The sequence below is a fragment of the Gemmatimonadota bacterium genome (genome assembly GCA_016719105.1).
Classification (GTDB): domain Bacteria; phylum Gemmatimonadota; class Gemmatimonadetes; order Gemmatimonadales; family Gemmatimonadaceae; genus SCN-70-22.
The window spans coordinates 166,517-186,347 of record JADKAQ010000013.1; the positions used below are offsets into that span (position 1 = coordinate 166,517).

The 19,831-nt window shown below is 69.0% G+C and carries 18 protein-coding genes; 9 read left to right on the forward strand and 9 right to left on the reverse strand.

What is annotated here, in order from left to right; translation table 11 throughout:
• Positions 1-14: 14 nt before the first annotated feature.
• Both IPN47_13715 and IPN47_13720 read left to right on the forward strand, forming a co-directional pair.
• Complete coding sequence (locus IPN47_13715) at positions 15-1,061, forward strand: glycosyltransferase family 9 protein (protein ID MBK9409071.1); 1,047 nt, start codon at positions 15-17, stop codon at positions 1,059-1,061.
• Positions 1,062-1,145: 84 nt separating this feature from the next.
• Positions 1,146-1,526 (forward strand): Spy/CpxP family protein refolding chaperone, encoded by a 381-nt coding sequence (locus IPN47_13720; protein MBK9409072.1) that lies wholly within the window; start codon positions 1,146-1,148, stop codon positions 1,524-1,526.
• 112 nt (positions 1,527-1,638) lie between these two features.
• Here IPN47_13720 and maf read toward each other — a convergent pair whose 3' ends face one another.
• The 8 genes from maf to glmM all read right to left on the reverse strand — a co-directional run bounded on the left by maf (position 1,639) and on the right by glmM (position 9,065).
• Positions 1,639-2,229: a septum formation inhibitor Maf gene (gene maf, locus IPN47_13725; protein MBK9409073.1), complete on the reverse strand. Its 591-nt coding sequence runs from the start codon at positions 2,227-2,229 to the stop codon at positions 1,639-1,641.
• Positions 2,230-2,245: 16 nt separating this feature from the next.
• Positions 2,246-2,698 carry a D-tyrosyl-tRNA(Tyr) deacylase gene (locus IPN47_13730; GenBank protein ID MBK9409074.1) on the reverse strand — a complete coding sequence of 151 codons (453 nt, stop codon included), beginning with the start codon at positions 2,696-2,698 and terminating at the stop codon, positions 2,246-2,248.
• A 4-nt stretch (positions 2,699-2,702) separates the two neighbouring features.
• Positions 2,703-3,365 carry an aquaporin gene (locus IPN47_13735; GenBank protein ID MBK9409075.1) on the reverse strand — a complete coding sequence of 221 codons (663 nt, stop codon included), beginning with the start codon at positions 3,363-3,365 and terminating at the stop codon, positions 2,703-2,705.
• Positions 3,366-3,421: 56 nt separating this feature from the next.
• Positions 3,422-4,429 carry an arsenite methyltransferase gene (locus IPN47_13740; GenBank protein MBK9409076.1) on the reverse strand — a complete coding sequence of 336 codons (1,008 nt, stop codon included), beginning with the start codon at positions 4,427-4,429 and terminating at the stop codon, positions 3,422-3,424.
• 119 nt (positions 4,430-4,548) lie between these two features.
• Entirely contained in the window at positions 4,549-4,998 is a 450-nt protein-coding gene (locus IPN47_13745) for a GNAT family N-acetyltransferase (protein ID MBK9409077.1), read from the reverse strand.
• 310 nt (positions 4,999-5,308) lie between these two features.
• Positions 5,309-5,674, reverse strand: coding sequence for a winged helix-turn-helix transcriptional regulator (locus IPN47_13750; GenBank protein MBK9409078.1), 366 nt, complete (start codon positions 5,672-5,674; stop codon positions 5,309-5,311).
• 173 nt (positions 5,675-5,847) lie between these two features.
• On the reverse strand, positions 5,848-7,677 hold the full coding sequence (gene glmS, locus IPN47_13755; GenBank protein MBK9409079.1) for a glutamine--fructose-6-phosphate transaminase (isomerizing): 1,830 nt from the start codon (positions 7,675-7,677) through the stop codon (positions 5,848-5,850).
• A 17-nt stretch (positions 7,678-7,694) separates the two neighbouring features.
• The gene (gene glmM / locus IPN47_13760) at positions 7,695-9,065 is read right to left on the reverse strand and encodes a phosphoglucosamine mutase (protein ID MBK9409080.1); all 1,371 of its coding nucleotides are present in this window, start codon (positions 9,063-9,065) and stop codon (positions 7,695-7,697) included.
• Positions 9,066-9,337: 272 nt separating this feature from the next.
• On the opposite strand from glmM, the gene IPN47_13765 reads away from it, so the two are divergent.
• Positions 9,338-10,321, forward strand: coding sequence for an acyl--CoA ligase (locus IPN47_13765; protein MBK9409081.1), 984 nt, complete (start codon positions 9,338-9,340; stop codon positions 10,319-10,321).
• Positions 10,322-10,325: 4 nt separating this feature from the next.
• Here IPN47_13765 and IPN47_13770 read toward each other — a convergent pair whose 3' ends face one another.
• Entirely contained in the window at positions 10,326-11,435 is a 1,110-nt protein-coding gene (locus IPN47_13770) for a response regulator (GenBank protein MBK9409082.1), read from the reverse strand.
• 117 nt (positions 11,436-11,552) lie between these two features.
• Between IPN47_13770 and IPN47_13775 the strand changes: the two genes are divergently transcribed.
• The 6 genes from IPN47_13775 to IPN47_13800 all read left to right on the forward strand — a co-directional run bounded on the left by IPN47_13775 (position 11,553) and on the right by IPN47_13800 (position 19,804).
• Positions 11,553-12,725: a PLP-dependent transferase gene (locus IPN47_13775; GenBank protein ID MBK9409083.1), complete on the forward strand. Its 1,173-nt coding sequence runs from the start codon at positions 11,553-11,555 to the stop codon at positions 12,723-12,725.
• Positions 12,726-12,873: 148 nt separating this feature from the next.
• Positions 12,874-13,854, forward strand: coding sequence for a M48 family metallopeptidase (locus tag IPN47_13780; GenBank protein ID MBK9409084.1), 981 nt, complete (start codon positions 12,874-12,876; stop codon positions 13,852-13,854).
• The gene (purD, locus tag IPN47_13785) at positions 13,851-15,134 is read left to right on the forward strand and encodes a phosphoribosylamine--glycine ligase (protein ID MBK9409085.1); all 1,284 of its coding nucleotides are present in this window, start codon (positions 13,851-13,853) and stop codon (positions 15,132-15,134) included. Before IPN47_13780 ends, purD begins: the two co-directional genes overlap by 4 nt.
• Entirely contained in the window at positions 15,118-16,008 is an 891-nt protein-coding gene (mutM, locus tag IPN47_13790; GenBank protein ID MBK9409086.1) for a bifunctional DNA-formamidopyrimidine glycosylase/DNA-(apurinic or apyrimidinic site) lyase, read from the forward strand. Before purD ends, mutM begins: the two co-directional genes overlap by 17 nt.
• On the forward strand, positions 15,996-17,123 hold the full coding sequence (locus IPN47_13795) for a UvrB/UvrC motif-containing protein (GenBank protein MBK9409087.1): 1,128 nt from the start codon (positions 15,996-15,998) through the stop codon (positions 17,121-17,123). The genes mutM and IPN47_13795 overlap by 13 nt, the downstream gene beginning before the upstream one ends.
• Positions 17,124-17,347: 224 nt before the next feature.
• Positions 17,348-19,804, forward strand: a complete 2,457-nt coding sequence (locus tag IPN47_13800) for a hypothetical protein (protein ID MBK9409088.1) — start codon at positions 17,348-17,350, stop codon at positions 19,802-19,804.
• Positions 19,805-19,831: the final 27 nt, after the last annotated feature.

Below are 19,831 nucleotides of genomic sequence, written 5' to 3' on the forward strand. Positions count from 1 at the left end.
GCCATGAAGACCGCATGATCGACGCCAGGCTGGACCGGGTGGGAATCGTGATGATGAGCGCGGTGGGCGACGCCGTGCACGTCCTCCCCGTCATCAACGCCATCAAGCGCCGCCAGGCGGATGCGCACATCACCTGGGTGCTGCAGCCGGGACCCGCCACACTGGTGCGTGGGCATCGCAGCGTCGACGAGATCGTGATCTTCGACCGTTCGCGAGGACGTCGCGCCTTCATCGACGTCAAGCGCGAACTCTCGCAGCGCCCGTTCGACCTCGTCCTCAACCTGCAGGTCTACTTCAAGGCGGGGCTCGTCACCTCGTTCACCCGGGCCCCGGTCAAGCTGGGCTTCGACAAGCCGCGCGCCCGCGACCTCAACTGGCTCTTCACGACGCATCGCATCCCCTCGTTCCCGGTGGGACAGCACGTGCAGGACCAGTACTTCGAGTTCCTGACGGCGTTAGGCATTCCGTACGAGCCGGTCGTCTGGGACCTCGGCCCCACCGAAGCGGAGCGCGCGTGGCAGCGCGAGTTCTTCGCCCCCATCGATCGCCCCACGGCCGCCATCGTCGTGGCCACCAGCAAGCCGGAGAAGGACTGGCTCCCCGAACGGTGGGCCCAGGTGATCGACGTGCTGTACGCCGACTACGGATTGCAGCCGGTCCTCGTGGGCGGGCGCTCGGAGCGCGAACTCGCCGCCGAGGCGGTCATCATGGCGAAGGCCCGCCACCGCCCCATCTCGGCGCTGGGGAGCGGGCTGCGAAAACTCGTCTCGATCCTCGACGGATCGGCGCTCGTCCTCGCCCCCGACACCGGGCCGCTCCACATCACGGTGGCGCTGCAGCGACCGGTCATCTCGCTGATGGGCTACACCAACCCCAAGCGCACGGGGCCGTATCGCGCCTACCACGACCTCCTCATCGACGCCTACGGTAATCCCGGCGAGGACTACCCCATCAGCATGGAGAACCGGCAGGGGCGCATGCCGCTCATCACGGTCGATGACGTCCTGACCAAGGTCGAGCACTGGCAGCGGACGTACGCGCTGGGCAGGGCACAGCCTTAACATCGCCGGGTATTGCCACGTCCAACCTTGGTGCACCATTTGTCCGTATCGAGCGCCGTGCCAATATCCCTCCGTGGAGGACCTGTGAAACGTTCGTGGATTTCTCTCGCCGTTGCCGTCGTCGTGCTGGCCATTGCCGCCCCGTCGGCGGCGCACGCCCAGGGCGGTCCGCCCCCGGGCGGGATGCGCGGCCCCGGCCGCATGATGGAAATGCTGATGAAGGACATCACGCTCGACGACGCCCAGAAAGTGAAGCTCGATTCCATCCAGGCCAAGTACGCCAAGGAAATGCCGCCCATGACCCCGGGCGAGCCCCCTTCGCAGGAAGCGATGACCAAGCGCCGCGAGGTCATGGCCAAGCAGCAGGACGAGATCCGCACCATCCTCACCGCCGACCAGCAGAAGCTGTACGACAAGAACCTGGCGGAGATGCGTGATCGTATGGGACGCCGCCCCGGCAACTGACGGGCGCACCACAGGCGCAGTAGACGCGCCCGAGAGGCGAGTGAAGGACGCGCGGGGGACGGGATCTGGTGATCCCGTCCCCCGCGTCGTCGTCCCCCCGGCCGCGCCGAGCTCAGCGCACGGTCTCGAGCCCGCGAAAGTGGTACACCACGCCGACCTCGCGCAGCAACCCCACCAGTCGACCTAACGCGAGCCCCATCACGGCGAAGTAGTCGCCGTGGATGCGCTCCACGAGCACGGCGCCAAAGCCCTGGATGCCGTACGCCCCTGCCTTGTCCATCGGTTCGCCGGTCGCGACGTAGTCCCGCACCTGCGCCGCGCCCAGCGGACGAAAGGTGACTTCGACCGCCTCGACCCCCGACACCACCTCGCCGCCGCGCGCCACCGCAACCGCGGTGTAGACCCAATGCGTGCGCCCGCTCAGCGCGGTGAGCATGCGCTCGGCGTCGGCCACGCTCGCCGGCTTGCCCAGCACCTCGTCGTCGATGACCACGATGGTGTCGGCGCCGATCACCACGGCATCGGGGTTCGCCACCGCCAGCACACGCGCCTTCTCGCGCGCCAGCCGCTCGGCGTGGGCCGGCGGGTGTTCGTGCGGGAGGTACGACTCGTCGATGTCGGCCGGGCACACCTCGTGGGCGATGCCGACCTGCGCCAGCAGTTCGCGCCGCCTCGGCGACTGCGAGGCGAGGATCACGCGCAACGGAGGGGTCGTCACCTCAGCGCTCCAGCGGGATCGTGACCGGGCCGTCGTTCACCAGTTCGACCTCCATCGTCGCCCCGAACTCGCCCGTCTCCACCCGGGTGCCGGTGGCGCGCAGCATGGCGACAAAGCGTTCGTAGAGCGGGATGGCGACCTCGGGGCGCGCGGCGTCGATGAACGACGGGCGCCGCCCCTTGGCTGCGTCGCCGTACAGGGTGAACTGCGACACCACCAGCAGGCTCCCCTGCACGTCGCCTAACGCCAAGTTCATCTTGTCCTCGGCGTCGGTGAAGACCCGCAGCCCCACGACCTTGTCCGTCATCCACTTGAGCTGCTCCTCGCTGTCGCCGTGCGTGAAGCCGACGAGCAGCACGAACCCCTTCCCGATGCGTCCGGACACGCGCGACGTCCCGTCGCCGTCGATGATGCGCACCTCCCCACGCGAGACGCGCTGGACCAGGACTCGCACGCGCCTACCGCCCGCGCAGCCAGCGCAGCACGGCGGCGGCGCTCGTCATGCCGGCGATGGGGGCGACCCAGTACAGCCACTGCGACTCCCATCGCTGCCCGATCAGCGCCGGGCCAAACGAGCGTGCGGGGTTCATCGATGCCCCCGTCAGCGGCCCGCCCATGAGGACGTCGAGTGCCACCGCCATCCCGATCGCGACCGCGGCCCCTCCGCCTCCCCATCGATCGTCGGCCGTGGCGCCGACCACCGTGGCCATGAGGACGAACGAGAGCCAGAACTCGATCGCCAGCGCCGCCCCCACCGAAACGGTCGGGAGCGTCATGCCGAGGTTGGAGACGTTGCCTAACGTGGCCAGCAGGATGAGCGACCCGAGCGAGGCGCCGGCACACTGGGCAGCGATGTACGGCCCCGCCTCACGCGCCGGGAACTGCCCGGTCACGGTCAGCGCGACCGTCACCGCCGGGTTGATGTGCGCCCCCGAGATCCCCCCGATCGTGGCGATCAGGGCGGTGACGAGGAACCCCCAGGTGAGGGCGATCCCTGTCAGCCCCAAGGCCCCTTGGGCGATCACGTTGGTCATCACGCACCCGGTCCCCACCGTCACGAGGAGGGTGGTGCCCAGCGCCTCGGCGGCGAGGCGGCGGGAAAGCGGCGGCGTCTCGGACATGCCCGTTCGGGTTGAAGGAGCGGGAATGGTGACACGCGAGGCGCCGCGGCGCCAGCCTAACGGGGCTTGGTCCCCCGCACGAAGGCGCTCATCACCTTCCCCTCGACCGCCGGGATCAGCGACGCCGCGTCGAGCCCTGCCCCCTCGATCAGCGCCCGCGCATCCTCGGCGCCGTAGATGCGCGTCGGCTCGATCCCGATGTCGGTGAAGCCCGCGTCGGCCAGATGGCGCGCGTAGGCCGACTCCTCGAGCGCCCCCGAGACGCAGCCCGTGTAGAGCGCCACGCTCCGCTGCACCTCGGTCGGGAGCTCCCCCCGCAGCACCACGTCCGAGACGGCGAAACGCCCGCCGGGGCGCAGGACACGAAAGGCCTCGCGCAGCACCTGCGGCTTGTCGGCCGAGAGGTTGATGACGCAGTTGGAGATGATCACATCGACGCTGTTGTCGTGGAGCGGGATGTGCTCGATCTCTCCCTTGAGGAACTCGACGTTGGTGACGCCGGCCCGCGCCTGGTTGGCGTGCGCGAGGGCGAGCATCTCGTCGGTCATGTCGAGGCCGTACGCCTTGCCGGTGGGCCCCACGCGGCGGGCCGAGAGGAGGACGTCGATGCCGCCCCCCGAGCCAAGATCGAGGACCGTCTCGCCAGGCGAGAGGGCGGCGAGCGCGGTGGGGTTGCCGCACCCTAACGACGCCAGCAGCGCCTCGGCGGGGATCCCCTCGACCTGCCCCGCGTCGTACAGGTCGCTGGTGATGGGGTCCCACACCTCGCCGTCGCCGCTGCAGCACGACGGCCCGCATCCACACGACTCGCCCGTCCCGCTCGCGGCGCGCGCCGCGGCACCGTAGGTCGCACGCACCGTCGCGCGCACGGCCTCACCGTCGTCGACCGCCGAAGTTCCGGCGGCCGCCGACGTCCCGGCGGCCGCCGACGTTCCACCAGCGACCGACGTTCCGGTGTCCGTACGCGACTGGGTCGCGCCGACGCGCCGCCCGATCGGGGTGACCGCCACGGAGTCGCCACCGCAGCAGGAGGGGGCACAGCAAGCGTTGTCGTCCTGTGTCATCGCAGTGGTCTCATGGAGAAGGGCGGCGCCGTGCCGCGCCGCTGACCGTGCAGCGCGTTGCATCGCCGCCGGATCAGGCGGCGCCGTGCGTCGCCGTAGAATCGTCAGGCATCGATGCCTCAGGCGAGGAGACGTCGCATGGCAATGGCAGAGGCCGGGCAGGCCTCGGCGAACTCGCGCGACCTCTGCATGTGCGCCGGGGCATCGGCGCGCGCCGCAGGTGCAAAGCCAAACCGCGGGAAGTAGTCGGCCGCCGTCGTCGTGAGGAGCCAGACCTCGCGCAAGCCGCGCGCGGCCGCCCAACGCAGGCGGTCCTGCGTGAGCGCATCGCCCACGCCACGCCCGCGCCAGTCCGCGTCGACCACGGCCGAGCGAAGCAGCCCCGCGTCGCCGTAGACCTCGATCCCCTCGGCGCCGATCGCGGTGCCCTTGCTTTCGGCGATCGCATACCCGTCGCCGAACTGCTCCTCGAGACCGTCCGTCGGAAGGTGGGCGGCGACCAGCAGTTGCCGCACGGTCGGGAGGTCTGCCTCGCGGGCGGCGCGGATCGCGTAGTCGTCTGTCGTCATGGATTCACCTCCGGGTGAGGGAGCGGGCGGTGCGCGGGGAACGCGTCGCATGCGTGACAGGTGCGTGACGCGTGCGTGACGTCTGCGCGTGGGGGAACGCGAGCGGTGCGCCCGCGCAGATCAGCAGCACTGAATTGGAAGGGTCCGGTCCGAGTACGTGGGGCGATAGACGGTGGGCTTGAGCTGCGGTACAGGCTCTCCCTTCCCCTCGGCAACGCGCGCTGCCTGACGACGCGCGGCGGCGCCCAACTCGGCATGCCCCTCTTCATTGACGTTCATCGATATAACTCTCGAAAAAAAACGGCGACGATTACACGAGCGATCCGAGCTGCGCCGCCAGGCGGTCGCGCAGGGCACCGATCAGGTCACGACGCACGCGATAGAACATCCACTGCCCGACCTTCTCCGACTCCACGAGCCCGGCTTCGCGCAGGATGCGCAGGTGGTGCGAGACGGTGGGCTGCTTCACCGGGACGGCGGCCTCGAGGTCGCAGACACAGACCCGCCCTTCGTTGCGTCCCAGCACGTCGAGCAGCTGGAGCCGCACGGGATGTCCGAGCAACTGCAGGTCCTCGGCGAGTCGCTCCGCATCACGCGCCGCAATCCGCGGCCGCGCCTCGCGGTCACAGCACCGGTCGCCCAGTTGGCGTTCGACGATTTCGAGGACCTTCGACATGGAAATAGGCTACTTGATACATCGAAGGTTGTCAATATACTGTTCCCACTCACGGCCTGCGGTTCCCCGAAACGCGAGAGGACGGCAGCGATGGCTGCCGTCCTCTCGTCGTCCTACGGTTTCGCTCGAGGTGCCCAGAACTTTCCGGGGTACTCCCGTCGCTCGCTCGTCCGCTACTCGACGGTGACCGACTTGGCCAGGTTGCGCGGCTGGTCGACGTTGGCGCCGCGCTTGACCGCGACGTAGTACGCCAGCAGCTGCAACGGCACCGACGCGAGGATCGGCATGAGCAGGTCGGCCGTCTCGGGGATCCGGAACTCGTAGTCGAGCATCCCAACGAGTGCGTCCTCGTCGCGCGACGTCACCGCAATCACGCGTCCCTTGCGCGCCTTCACCTCGTGCACGTTGGACGTGATCTTGTCGAAGACCGAATCGTGCGGCGCCACGAAGACCACCGGCATCATCTCGTCGATCAGGGCGATGGGGCCGTGCTTCATCTCGGCCGCCGGATAGCCCTCGGCGTGGATGTACGAGATCTCCTTGAGCTTGAGCGCCCCTTCGAGCGCCACGGGGAAGTTGTAGCCGCGGCCGAGGTAGAGGAAATTGCTCGCGCGCTTGTACTCCTCGGCGATGTCCTCGATCTCCTGCGCGCGCTCGAGCACCTGCTGGATCTGCGCGGGCAGCTGGCGCATCCCGGCGATGATCTCCGCCCCGCGCTCCTGCGACAGCGCGCCACGCAGGCGGCCGAGCTTGAGCGTGAACAGCAGGAGGGCGATGACCTGCGAGGTGAACGCCTTGGTCGACGCGACACCGATTTCGGGGCCGGCGTGCAGGTACACGCCACCGTCCGCCTCACGCGCGATCGTCGAGCCCACGACGTTCACCAGGCCTAACGTGCGCGCACCGCGCCGCTTGGCCTCGCGCATCGCCGCCAGCGTGTCGGCCGTTTCGCCCGACTGCGAGATGACGATGCACAGCGTCTTGCTGTCGACGATGGGGTTGCGGTAGCGGAATTCCGACGCGTACTCGACCTCGACCGGGATGCGCGCCAGCTCTTCGAGCATGTGCTCGCCGATGAGCGCCGAGTGCCACGACGTCCCGCAGGCGGTGATGACGATGTTGGTGAAGGAGAGGAGCTCTTCGTCGGTGAGGTTGAGCCCACCGAGCTTCGACGTCCCTTCCTCGTCGAGCAGGCGACCGCGCATCGTGTTCTCGACCGTCTTCGGCTGCTCGAAGATCTCCTTGAGCATGAAGTGCGCGTAGCCACCGCGCTCGATCTGCGCGAGGTCCCAGTCGATGTGCGCGACCTTCTTGTGGATCTCGATGGCGTTCATGTCGATGACGCGATAGCCGGCGTCGTCGATCACCGCCATCTCGCCGTCCTCGAGGTAGACGACCTGGCGCGTGTGCGCGAGGATCGCCGACACGTCGGAGGCGATGAAGTTCTCGTTCTCGCCGAGCCCGAGGAGGAGCGGGCTCCCCTTGCGCGCGGCAACGATCTTGTGCGAGTCGACCGACGAGATCACGGCGATCCCGTACGTCCCCTCCACCTGCCACAGCGCCTCGAGCACCGCATCCTCGAGGTTGCCGTCGAAGCACTCCTCGATCAGGTGCGCGAGCACCTCGGTGTCGGTATCCGACGTGAAGACGTAGCCGCGCCCCTCGAGCATCTGCTTGAGGACGGTCGCGTTCTCGATGATCCCGTTATGCACCACCGCGATGGAGCCGTCCTGGCTCATGTGCGGGTGCGCATTCTTCTGGTTCGGCGGCCCGTGGGTCGCCCATCGCGTATGCGCGATCCCCGTCGTCCCTGCCACGGGCGAGGCGACGAGGAGCGACTCGAGCTTGGCGATCTTTCCTGCTTCCTTCACGGTCTTCACGCCCGTGCCATTCATGATCGCCACACCCGCGGAGTCATAGCCGCGATACTCGAGGCGCTTGAGCCCCTCGAGCAGGAGTGGAGTGGCGACCTTAGCGCCGACGTAACCGACGATTCCGCACATGAGTTCTCTTGATTGATTTAGGCTGACAGCGCATCCAGTGGCGCGCGGCAGCGGCGCACGAGTTCCCTCGCCCCCTCCTCCGTCGGTGCCTCGGCGATCACGCGAACGATCGGCTCGGTTCCCGACGGCCTCACGTGCACCCAGCGATCGGGCCACGTAAGCCGCAATCCGTCCTGCAGGTCGACCACCGCGTCGGCAAAGCTCCGGCGCAGCGAGCCATACACCTCGTCGAGCGGCACGTTGGGCCGATCGAGCTTGTCCTTCACGATCCGGTACTGCGGGTATGATGCCACGACTGCAGACAGCGTGCCGTTGGATTCGTGCAACAGCTGGAGAATCAGGGCGGCCGCCAGCGGCGCATCCCGCCCCAGGTGCAGGTCGGGGAGAATGACACCGCCGTTCCCCTCTCCCCCGACGACCGCGCCGACACTTCGCATCTTCACCGCGACGTTGACTTCACCGACCGGGGCCAGCACCACCTCGCACCCCGCCTCCGCCGCCACGTCAGCGACGATCCGCGACGTCGAGAGGTTCGTCACCACGGTGCCGCGCTTCTGTCGCAGGATGACGCGCGCGGCGAGCGCGAGGGTGTAGTCCTCACCGATCGCCACCCCCGCATCAGAGACGAGCGCCAGCCGGTCGACGTCAGGATCCGTGGCAAAGCCGACGACGGCGCCGCTCGACTTCACGAGCGCCTCGAGCTCGCCCAGGTTCTCGGCCACAGGCTCGGGGGGGCGGTGAAAGCGCCCGTGCGGTTCGAGGTTGATCGCGCTCACGCGGCACCCCAGGCGCTCGAGCAGCTTGGGGAACATCGTGATCCCCGCGCCGTGGCAGGTATCGAGCGCCACGTGGTAGGCGCGGCGGCGAATGCCTTCTACGTCGAGGAACGGGAGGGCGAGGATCGCCTCGATGTGTCGATCGATCGCCGCCTCGTCGTTCGAGACACTTCCGAGCTTGTCCCAGGTCGCGCGTGGAATGCCGCGCTCCATGCAGGCGCGCATCTCGGCTCCCTCGGCGGCGTCGAGGAAGAGCCCCGACGACCCGATGAACTTGAGGGCATTCCACTCGACCGGATTGTGACTCGCCGTGATCGCGAGGCCGCCGGCGGCGTGATGGTGTTCGACCGCCATCTGGACGGTCGGGGTCGGCGCCATTCCGATATCCAGAACATCGGCGCCGACCGACTGTAGCGCGGCCACCACGGCTCGGTGGAACATCGGGCCCGAAACCCGACTGTCACGACCCACAATTATGACCCGCGACGACGAGCGTCCGACCGAGAACGCTCCAAACGCCGCCGCGAACTGGCAGGCTATTTCAGGGGTCAACGCCTCGCCGACGCGCCCACGCACGCCCGACACGCTGACCATCAGCCCTTCAAGACTCATCGAGTGCTCCCGGCAGTGTGGGAGGAAAGTAGCGGCGAAGCTGTTGTATTCAAGGCACTTACGTCGTGATCTGCGTCACACAACCTAACGATGCGCGCACACGGGGCGGCTCGAGCGTTACCTTCGGTGGCGTTGGACATGTCGCCCCCGCGATTCGCGCGGTCACCGCCCAGAACGATCGCGCCGGCGCCACGCACATCCGGCGGTCCGACCGAACTCCACAAGGACGCGCGACCTGTCAATTCTTTTCGCCGCCGTGCTCGACCACGATCATGAGTGATCCGCTCGCCTTTCTACCGCTCGCGCTCGCCGGCGCGAACGGCACGCTGAATGAGGTCCCGGTGCGACGCCTGGTGGCGTCCGGCGTGGCACTCCTGCAACGCTGCGCCCCTCTCGTCCGGGCGCTGCACGGTCGTCGCGCGGCCATCCTGCTTCCCCCGTCGCCGTCGCTCATAGTCGCCCTCGCCGCGAGCGACGGTCGCGCCGCGCTCCTGCTCGACGCGCAGGGCGCCGACGAGGCCATCGCCCAGGCGCTGGCCTCGGGCGACTCGGCCGCCGTCTTCACCGTCGCGTCGCTCGCCGCACGACTCCCGGCGGCGATGCCACGGGTGCTGCTCGACGAGGCCCCCGAGCGGGCGACGTGGCAGCGCGAGGGAGAGGAGCGCCCCGTCGACCTCACCCTGCACGGCGGGCTTCGCCTCGAAGGCGAGGCCGACGTGCCGGGGGCCAACGAGGAAGTGCTGGTCGCCGACGCCGGCGATCCATGGCGTGAGGCGTTCGGCACGCCGCTCACACACCGGCGCCTCCTCGCCGTCGTACGGGCGATCGCGGCACACGAGCAGCTGGCGGCGCGCGACCACACGCTTGCGCTGGTCTCCTTCTCCCGGCTGTTCGGGGTCGTGGTGGGGGCGCTGGCCCCGCTCATCGCCGGGGGGCGCGTCACCGCACACCGCGACCTGGCGCCGGACGAGGCGCTCGCCCTGCTCGAAGCGGGGGGCGTCTCGCGACTCGTCGCCGAACCCGCAACCTTCGCGTCGATGCTCGAGACCCTCGCCCGACGGGGGCGCCCGCTCGACGCCCCGGTGCTCCAACACTGCCTTGCCGGTGGCGGTGCGCTCGACGCCGCACTCGCGAAGCAGTGGTACCACGAGACGGGGGTCCTGCTGCACCGCGCCGACGTCGTTGGCGAGGAGGGCTCGCTCGCCTGGGTCATCGGCGAGGCGGGCTCCCGCACCGATCACGACGCCGCGCAGTGACCGCCTAACGCACCCCCATCGGGACGAAACCGGGGGCGTGGCTCCCCTCCCCGATCGACGACTTGTCGATCGCCCCCGAATGCAGCGCGCTCAGGAAGGCATCGACGACGTCGGGGTCGAACTGTGCACCGGAGCAGCGTCGTAGCTCCGCGATCGTCGCCTGCAGCGGGACGCCGGGGCGGTACGGGCGCTCGCTCGTCATCGCGTCGAAGGTGTCGGCCACCGCGGCAATGCGGGCCTCCAGCGGGATGTCGAGCCCGGCCAGCCCATCGGGGATGCCGCGTCCGTCGAACCGTTCGTGGTGCGAACGCACGACCGTCAGCGCCATCGGCATCTCGGACAGGAGCGGCGACAGGATGCGCCACCCGACGACGGGATGCGTCATGATGTGCTGGTACTCTTCGTCGGTGAGCGGCCCGGCCTTGTTCAGCACGCTCTCGCGCACCCCGATCTTCCCGATGTCGTGGACCTTGCCCCCCAGCTCGATCTGCCGGACGACGTCGGCGTCGAGCCCCAGAGTGCGGGCGATCACCGTCGAGTACTTGGAGACCCGCAGCGAGTGGCCATGCGTGTACGGGTCCTTCACTTCGAGCGCCTCGGCGAGCGACTGGATCGAGGCGAGGAAGAGCTCCTCGAGACGGCGCGCCTGCACCGAGACCTTCTCCTCGAGCAGCTCCTGGTAGTCGCGGTTCTCGAGGATCAGCCGGCGCTTCTCGAGCGCCTGGCGCACGCGAGCCCGCACCTCCTCCAGGTGGAACGGCTTGGTGAGGTAATCCATCGCCCCCACCGCGAGGCAATTGACCGCCGTACTCACGTCGGCGACGGCGGTGATCAGCATGACCGCCGTGTCGGGATAGTGCGCGCGGATCTCGCGCAAGAGTCCGATCCCGTCCAGCTCGGGCATGTGCAGGTCGGTGAGGACCAGGTGCACGGGGCGTCGGGCGAGGGAGACGAGCGCCTCGGCCCCATTCCCGGCCTCCTCACAGTTGAATCCGTCGCTCTGCATGAGGCGCACGAGGACGCGCCGCAGGTGCGGTTCGTCGTCCACGACGAGGCAGCGGAGCGAGTCCTGCGCTTCGAGCGCCGGAGCCGGCGCATTGGGAGTCTGCGTCATGAGTGCTTCCTAGTATCGCCCGCACCACGTGCGTTCAACACCACCCGTCCGCGGGACGTCGTGCCCCACACGGACTCGGGGTGTATCTTCTCGCCCTTCCCTCTCAACTGCAAACGCATGTCGCGCATCTTCGACGACGACCTCAAGTTCGCGTGCGGCACTCGCGCCGTGCACGCCGGGCAGCGCCCCGATCCCACCTCGGGCGCCATCATGACCCCCATCTACCAGACCTCCACCTACGCACAGGAGGCGCTGGGTCACAACAAGGGGTACGAGTACGCTCGCGGCAAGAACCCCACGCGCGAAGCGCTGGAGCGCAACATCGCGTCGCTGGAAGGTGGCACACATGGCTTCGCCTTCGCCAGCGGGATGGGAACGATCGACTCAATCATGAAGCTGTTCAAATCCGGCGACCGGATCCTCTGTGCCGACAACATGTACGGCGGCACGCCGCGCCTGTTCGACCGGATCCTCGTGAACTACGGGCTGCAGTTCACGTACGTCGACACCCGCGATCCCCAGCGGGTGGAAGACGCGATGACCCCGGACGTGAAGGCGGTCGTCGTCGAGACGCCAACCAACCCGCTCATGTGGATCACCGACCTGGCCGCCGTCGGAGCGATCGCCCGGCGGCACGGGGCGCTGTTCATCGTCGACAACACCTTTGCCACCCCCGTCTTCCAGCGTCCGCTGGAGCACGGGGCGCACATCGTCTTCCACTCCACCACCAAGTACCTAAACGGCCACAGCGACATGGTGGGCGGCTGTGCGGTGGTCAACGACGACGACCTGGCCACCCGCCTCCAGTTCATCCTCAACGCCGCCGGCGCCGTCCCCGGACCCTTCGACGCCTGGCTCGTCCTGCGCGGGACCAAGACGTTGCACCTGCGGATGGCCGCCCACGACGCCAATGGACGGCGCATCGCCGACTGGCTGGCCCAGCGCCTGGGCGACGAGCGCGTCTTCTACCCGGGGCTCGCCTCGCACCCGCACCACGCCCTGGCCGCGCGCCAGATGTCGGGCTTTGGCGGGATGATCTCGATCGACCTCGGGACGCGTGAGGCGGCCGCGCAGGTGGTCAACCGCCTGCACCTCTTCACCCTCGCCGAGTCGCTGGGCGGCGTGGAGAGCCTCGTCTGCCACCCGGCCTCGATGACGCACGCCTCGGTCCCCCCGGAGCGGCGCGCGCGACTGGGGATCAGCGACGGACTCGTGCGCTTCAGCGTCGGCGTCGAGGACGTCCACGACCTGATGGCCGACATCGACCACGCCTTCGAGGGCGTCGCCTAGGGTAGCCCCAGGCGGGGGCGCGACACTTTCGCCGCTCCCCCGCCGTAGAAAGAGCACACAGCAGACGAGAGCGTCTCGTCCGAGCTCCCGTCTCCCCCCGGCGTTCGCTGGGACACGCATTCTCCTCTCTCCCGTCTCGAGAGCAGCCATGGCCGAGCGCATCGTACTCACCGACATCTCGTCCGCCGCCTGGGAACATCCCGCCGACCGCGCCGCCCTCAACGCGCTGCGCGCCATCCCGGGCTTCGACCAGGTGGTGCGGAAGGTGGCGTCCTTCTTCGGGGAGCGCGGCGTTCGGCAGCTCTTCCTGGCCAATGCGGTGCGGGTCGGCCCCAACCAGCGGCCGAAGCTCTGGGCGCAGTACCAGGAGGTGCTGGCCACCCTGGACTGGAAGGAGGTCCCGGAGCTCTACGTCACCCAGACCCCGTTGGTCAACGCCGCCGCTGTGGGGTTCGACAAGCCGTTCATCGTGCTCAACTCGGGGATGATGGAGCTGCTCAACGATGAGGAGCGTCGCGACATCCTCGGGCACGAACTCGGGCACATCATGTCCGGGCACACGACGTACACCACGATCGCGATCATCATCCTGACGCTCGGGCTCAACAACCTCCCGTTCCTCGCGGGGATCGCCCTGCTCCCCTTCCAGCTCGCCCTCATGGAGTGGTACCGCAAGGCGGAGTTCTCGGCCGACCGCGCGGGGTTGCTCACCACGCAGGACATTCGGGTCACGGCCAGCACCTTCATGAAGATGGCGGGGGGCAAGGAGCTCGACGACACGCTCTCCGTCGACGCCTTCCTCGAGCAGGCCTCGCACTACGAGGGGCAGAACGAGTTCGCCGACAAGGTCTGGCAGGTGATCAACACGGCGTTCCGCACGCACCCCTTCGGCACCGTGCGCGCGGCCGAGCTGCAGCGCTGGGTCGCGTCGGGCGAGTACGACAAGATCCTCCGCGGGGACTACCGACGCCGGAGCGATGCGACGACGCCACCGCTCTCCTCGGACATCGAAGATGCGGTCGGTTATTATGGGGAGCAGGCGCGCGGGGCGATGGACTCGCTCAACGGGGTCTTCGATCGCGCGCGCGATGCCTTCAACAGCGCATTCAAGGGATCCTCTGGGCCGTGAAGATTCTCCTCCTGGGAAGCGGCGGGCGCGAGCACGCCATCGCATGGAAGCTCTCGCAGGATGATCCGTCGCTCGACCTGGTCTCTGCCCCCGGTAACCCTGGTATCGCCTCGCTCGGCCGTTGCATCCCGGTCTCCCCGACCGACGCGGCGGCCGTTGTCGCGTTGGCGAATGCCGAGCACCCCGATCTGGTCGTGGTGGGGCCCGAGGCCCCGCTGGCCGCAGGGGTGAGTGACGCGCTGAGAGACGCGGGCTTCCGCGTCTTTGGCCCGTCCAAGGCGGCGGCCGAGCTGGAAGCGTCGAAGCGATTCGCAAAGGAGGTCATGTTCGCGGCCGGGGTGCCGACGGCCGGAGCATCCTGGCATACCGACGCGCCTTCTGCCAAGCTCGCCGTGCGCATGCGCGGTGCTCCCGTGGTGATCAAGGCGTGCGGACTGGCGGCCGGAAAGGGGGTCGTCGTAGCCCTCACGCTCGACGAAGCCGAGCTGGCCATCGACCGGATGTTCCAGGGGGCGTACGGCGAGGCGGGGGCGGAGGTGCTCGTCGAGGAGTTCATGGCGGGTGAGGAGCTGTCGGTCTTCGCGGTGACCGATGGGGAGCACTTCGTACTCCTGCCGGGGGCCCAGGACCACAAGCGCCTGCTCGATGGCGACGCCGGTCCCAATACCGGAGGGATGGGAGCCTACGCGCCCGTGGCGGTGGCAACTGACGCCGTGCTCCAGTTCACGCGGGAGCATATCGTGACCCCGACTCTGGCCGAAATGCGTCGACGCGAGTCGCCGTTTCGAGGGCTGTTGTACGTGGGGCTGATGCTCACCGATGAGGGCCCCCGGGTGGTCGAGTTCAACTGCCGCTTCGGCGATCCCGAGACGCAGGTGGTCCTCCCCCTGCTCGAGGGCGATCTGCTCGAGCTCATGATGGGAGCCGCGGTCGAAGGGGGGCTGCGGGGCGTCCCCGAGCCGGCGATTCGAGATGGCGCAGCGGTGACCACCGTGGTCGCCTCACCCGGGTACCCTGAGACGCCCTTCACGGGAGCACCGATCGTGCTCCCTCAGGAGATTCCGGGCGTTCACGTCTTCCACGCGGGGACCAAGCGCCGAGCAGACGGGACGCTGGTGACGGCGGGGGGGCGCGTTTTCGCGGTCACCGCGGTGGCGCCTTCGTTCGAAGAGGCGCAGCGACTGAGCCTGGCCGGCGCCGAATCGATCCAGTTCCCCGACAAGGTGCTCCGCCGAGATATCGGGTGGCGAGAGCTGGCCCGCCGTGCCGGAGCTTCCTGAGGTCGAGACGATCGCGCGCGAGCTTCACGCGCGATTGGCGGGGCGTACGATCGTTGCGGTCGAGGTCAAGCGCGCGGATGTGCTCCGGCTCGCCGACGCGGAGCAGCTTGGGTCGACGTGCACAGGATTGAGCGTCGTCCGCGTCTGGCGTCGCGCCAAGACGGCGGTGATTTCGATGTCGGGCGACTGGCACCTGCTCGTGACGCCCCGATTCACCGGGGCTGTCCTCGTACGCGACGGGGGGCTGGTGTCTCCAGATGCGGCGCTGGATGTGGCCGGGAGCACGGACGGTACCGCCACTTCGCCTGTGGATGCTCCGGGCGACGAGTATGCGGCGATCATCTGGCGGCTCGCCGACGGCGGTTGCTTCTGGTATCGCGACGTTCGGCGACTGGGGACGGTGACGCTCGCCGACGATGCCACGCTTGCTGCCTACGAAGCCGCGCTGGGAGACGAGCCCCTTGACCCGGGCTTCAGCGCGGACCGATTATCGGTGCTTCTTCGGGGATCACGAGCGGCGATCAAGAAGGTATTGATGGACCAGCGGGTTCTGGCGGGAGTCGGCAACATCTACGCGAACGAGGGGCTCTGGCGCGCGGGGATCGATCCGTCGCGCGAGGCCAGATCACTCTCGCCCGACGAGGTGCAGCGCCTGCATTCGGCGCTGACGACGACCTTGGCCGCGTCCATTCAGGCGCGGGGGACGACCTTTCGCGACTACCGCGACCCGTCCAACCGCGAGGGTGGGTTTGCCGCACAGCTGCTGGCCTACGGGCGCGGGGGCCAGCGCTGCGCGCGGTGCGGGACGACGCTCACCGAGACGCACGCCATCGACGGACGCTCCACCGTGTTCTGCCACCGATGCCAGCGCTGACGGCGCCGCAGCGAAAGGCCGACGCCAAGCGTCTGGCCGAACTGCGCGAGCACGTGCGGGCGACCGCCACCGATCGCCCGGGCGTGTACCGCATGCTCGGGGAGGGGGGCGAGGTGGTGTACGTGGGGAAGAGCAAGAAGCTGCGCACACGCCTGATGAGCTACTTTCGCGCCGAGTACCCGCGGGACAAGGGAGCGCGCATCGTGCGCGACGCGGTGGCGATCGAGTGGAGCTACGTCCCCAGCGAGTTTGCCGCGCTGCTGGAGGAGCTTCGGCTGATCAAGCGGCTGCGCCCGCGCTTCAACGTGGCGATGAAGCGCGACGCTCGGCACTACGCCTTCGTACGCGTGGCGGGCGGCGTCGCTCCTCGGCTCACGGTGGTGCGCGGTTCCGGGGCGGGCGAGCGCGGGGGCGTCTACTATGGACCGTTTGTCGGCGCCGATCGCCTGCGCGACGCGCTGCGCGAGTTGGGCGACGCGCTGGGGCTGCGCGATTGCACCCTCGACAGTCGCATGCAGTTCGCCGACCAGTCGGAGCTCCTCCCCCTTCCGCCGCGAACGCCGGGGTGCATCCGGCACGAGATCGGGACGTGCCTGGGGCCGTGTATCGCCGCGGTGCGTGCCGACGTCTACGAGGAGCGCGTGCGGCAGGCGCGCACCTTCCTGGAAGGGGCGCACAACGAGCCGATCGAACGCCTGCGCGACGCGATGCAGGAGGCGAGCGATTTCCTGGCGTACGAGCGCGCCGCCGTGTTGCGCGACAAGCTGCAACGCCTGGAGTCGCTGCGCGAGCAGTTCCTGCGGCTCCGGTTCGCCGTGGAATCGTTGACGTTTGCCTACATCGTCCCGGGGCACGAGGGTGAGGATCGGTTCTACCTCATCCGTCGCGGCGTCGTGCGGGGGGAGTTCCCTGCCCCGCGCTCGCCGGCGGAGTGGGAGAGTTTGCGCGAGGGGTGCGAGCGGACGTTCGGCAACGGACCACCAGGGACGGTTGCCACGGTGCCCGCGCACGAGATCGACGAGCTGCTGCTGGTGACGTCGTGGTTTGGCGTGCACCCAACCGAGCTGCAGCAGACCGTGCCGGCCGACGCGGTGCGGACGCTGTGGGGGGGCTAGCCGCGTAGCATCCCGGTCGCCCGTCGGCGACGCACTGCCCCGTTCGCCCCACGAATCGGCGGCCGAGGTCGCCTGGGATCCTAACACGTTACAACAGGGATTCGCGGACTGGCTCGTCACGAGGGAGCCCGGGATATTGGCGCGGGTACTCCACGGCATCCCGCACCCGTCGCCAGATGCACGATATCGTACGACGCCTTCGCCTCGTTCGTCGTTGTCGCGCGATGCGCCCAGAATCGCTGCCGCGGTTCGTGACGCGTGGCGCGCTCGTCATCCTGAGCGCGTTTTCCGCCGTCGTCGTGCATGCGCAGCGGGGACCCAACGCCTCGGACGCGCCGCCGCATCAGTACGTGATCGAGTTCACAGCGAGCGAACGCTGGCTGCACGCCCGCAGCTTTCCCCCCGCCGTCCCCTTCGTCACGCGGGACTTCATCATCACGATCGATTCCGTCCTGCCTGACGCCGGGACGGGAGCGCGCACCGTCTTCCTCCGGCAGGGCGACCCGCGATACGCCAAGGGAGCAGGACGTCTCGTCATCCCGGCCACCGCGGCACCGCAGCGCGCCGTGGTGCCACTAGTGGAGAACGACCGGCCCCAACCAGGGCGTACCCCGAAGGAGATGCGCATCAGCTTCCTCTGGCGCGTCCTCGCCAATCCGGCGCAGACGGTCGGGCTCTCGCTTCCGGACGAGAATCTGTGGGACCTCGCCCCGTCGTTCCACCCGACATCGCTGACGCCAGGTGCCACGTGGCGCGACACCATCCGCGCGCGCGCCGAGATCGACGGGATGTGGCAGGAGGTCACGGGGATCCGCACAAGCTGGTTGGAGGCCGACTCCAGTGCCAACGGACGCGTGCGGTGGCTGGTGCGCGACAGCGCCGCGGTGCGGTATCGGGCGCAGTCCGAGATCCCGGACGACGATCGCGAGTCCAACCCGATCGTGCGGCAAGAGGCCACGGGGACGATCATGGGGCGCTACGTGCAGGATGTGGCGTTGCAGCTCCCGGCGTGGCGTCGCGACTCCACGCGCTGGTCCGGGACGGCACGACTCCAGGAGCCCGGGCGCCCCGCCGTCAGCACGTCGGCGCACTTCGAACGCATTCGCACGTGGAAGGGCTTTGCCCCCGACGAGTACGTTCGCATGCGCGACGCACGGTTCCGCGAGCGCAACCTCCGCTACTCCGGGCCGGTGCGGCAACCGAAGGACGCCTGGCAGGTGCGACTCGCGGCGCGCGACACGGCGCTGCTCGACTCCCTCGAGAGGGTCTTCGCCGCCTCGTCGCATGTGCCGTTGCGCGACAGCATCACGGCTGCCCTCCCGTGGGCCTCATGGAGCCCAGGGCTCGAGGTGCGCATGCGGGAGCGCGCCGTGGCCGCTGGCGACACCGCACAGCTACTCGCGAAGCTGGGCGCGACGCCGCTCGCATTCGAGCGGCGCTACTCGCTGGCCGACGCCCGTCGGCTCCTCGACTGGCTGGAGGATCCGCAACGGCTGTGGGACTGGGGGATCCGACGATCGACGCTCACCGAGCCGCTGACCGAGACGCTCGTGCACCGTCCGCTCGCGCTGCGCGACACATCGACGTGGCCCTGCGACCCCGAGGCCTGCGACCTGCTGGCCGAGCGAGGAGGGCGATCCCGCGAACCGTTGGCGCGTGATCTCGCGTTGCTCCTGCAGTTCTCGCGCGCGCCACGCGCCCATGTCGCCCGGGTTCGTCGTCACGCCGTGGAGCAGCCGACCTTCTTCGCCAGGGCGTTGTACCTGGCGGACGGCGTCGGCGCCTGGTGGGATGCCTCGACCAAACCACGTGTCCCCGCACCGGACGGCGATTGGCGCGACTGGTTGAGGTGGATGCACGGCGGGGTGACCACGCAGCTCGACCTAAGGCCCGCCGGTCTTCCGCGCCCGGTCCTCGCCGAACTCCCCCTGCGCTTCGAGAGCGGTCACGAACACGCCCTCCGCATGCACGCCCTGGTCACCGGGCGGGACTTCGATCGAGAGCTGCAGGCGGCGTTTGGCGCAGCCGCGAGCGACTCCGCACGCTTCGTCCTCGGCACGGTCTGGAACAACCTGCGACCGACACCGGTGCCGGAGGACACGCTGCGCGACTGGTTCCGCAGCGGCTCCCGTCTGCTGCAACAACTGGCCACCACGGAGGCCATGCTGGCAACCCGCCCGATGCCGCCGGCGGAACGTCGATGGCCGGAGACGGAGATGTCGCGCGCCCTGCGCGATTCCCTCCTCGACGGCGCCCTCGAGCAACTCGCCACGGGAGCGCCGCGCTGGCGAACGCCCGAACAGGTCACCGACAGCGCCAAGGCCGCCGCTTCCGGCAAGCGGCTGCTGCGGGGACGCAACCTCGCGGCACCTCGCGACACCCTCCCACCGATCCTGGTGGCAGAGGACTGGCCCGACGGGCTCCCCATGCGGTGGCGCGCTGCATTCCGCCTGATGTCACGCGCGGAGCTGAAAGCGCTCCCGGTGACCCAGGGCTTCGTCGCGCACTCGATGGCGCTCACTCGGCGCGGCCCGTTCGTCCTCCTCAACGTGGAGAAACTGGGACAGATCGCGCGCCCCGCGGACGCGGCCCGGCAGGCATTCTACGCCTACTCGACCTTCCTCCTGTTGGAGATCGACGGCGAGCGGCTGCTGGTGGGGATGCAGATGTCGATGACCTGACGCGGGCACCAGAGGTGACGACCGCCG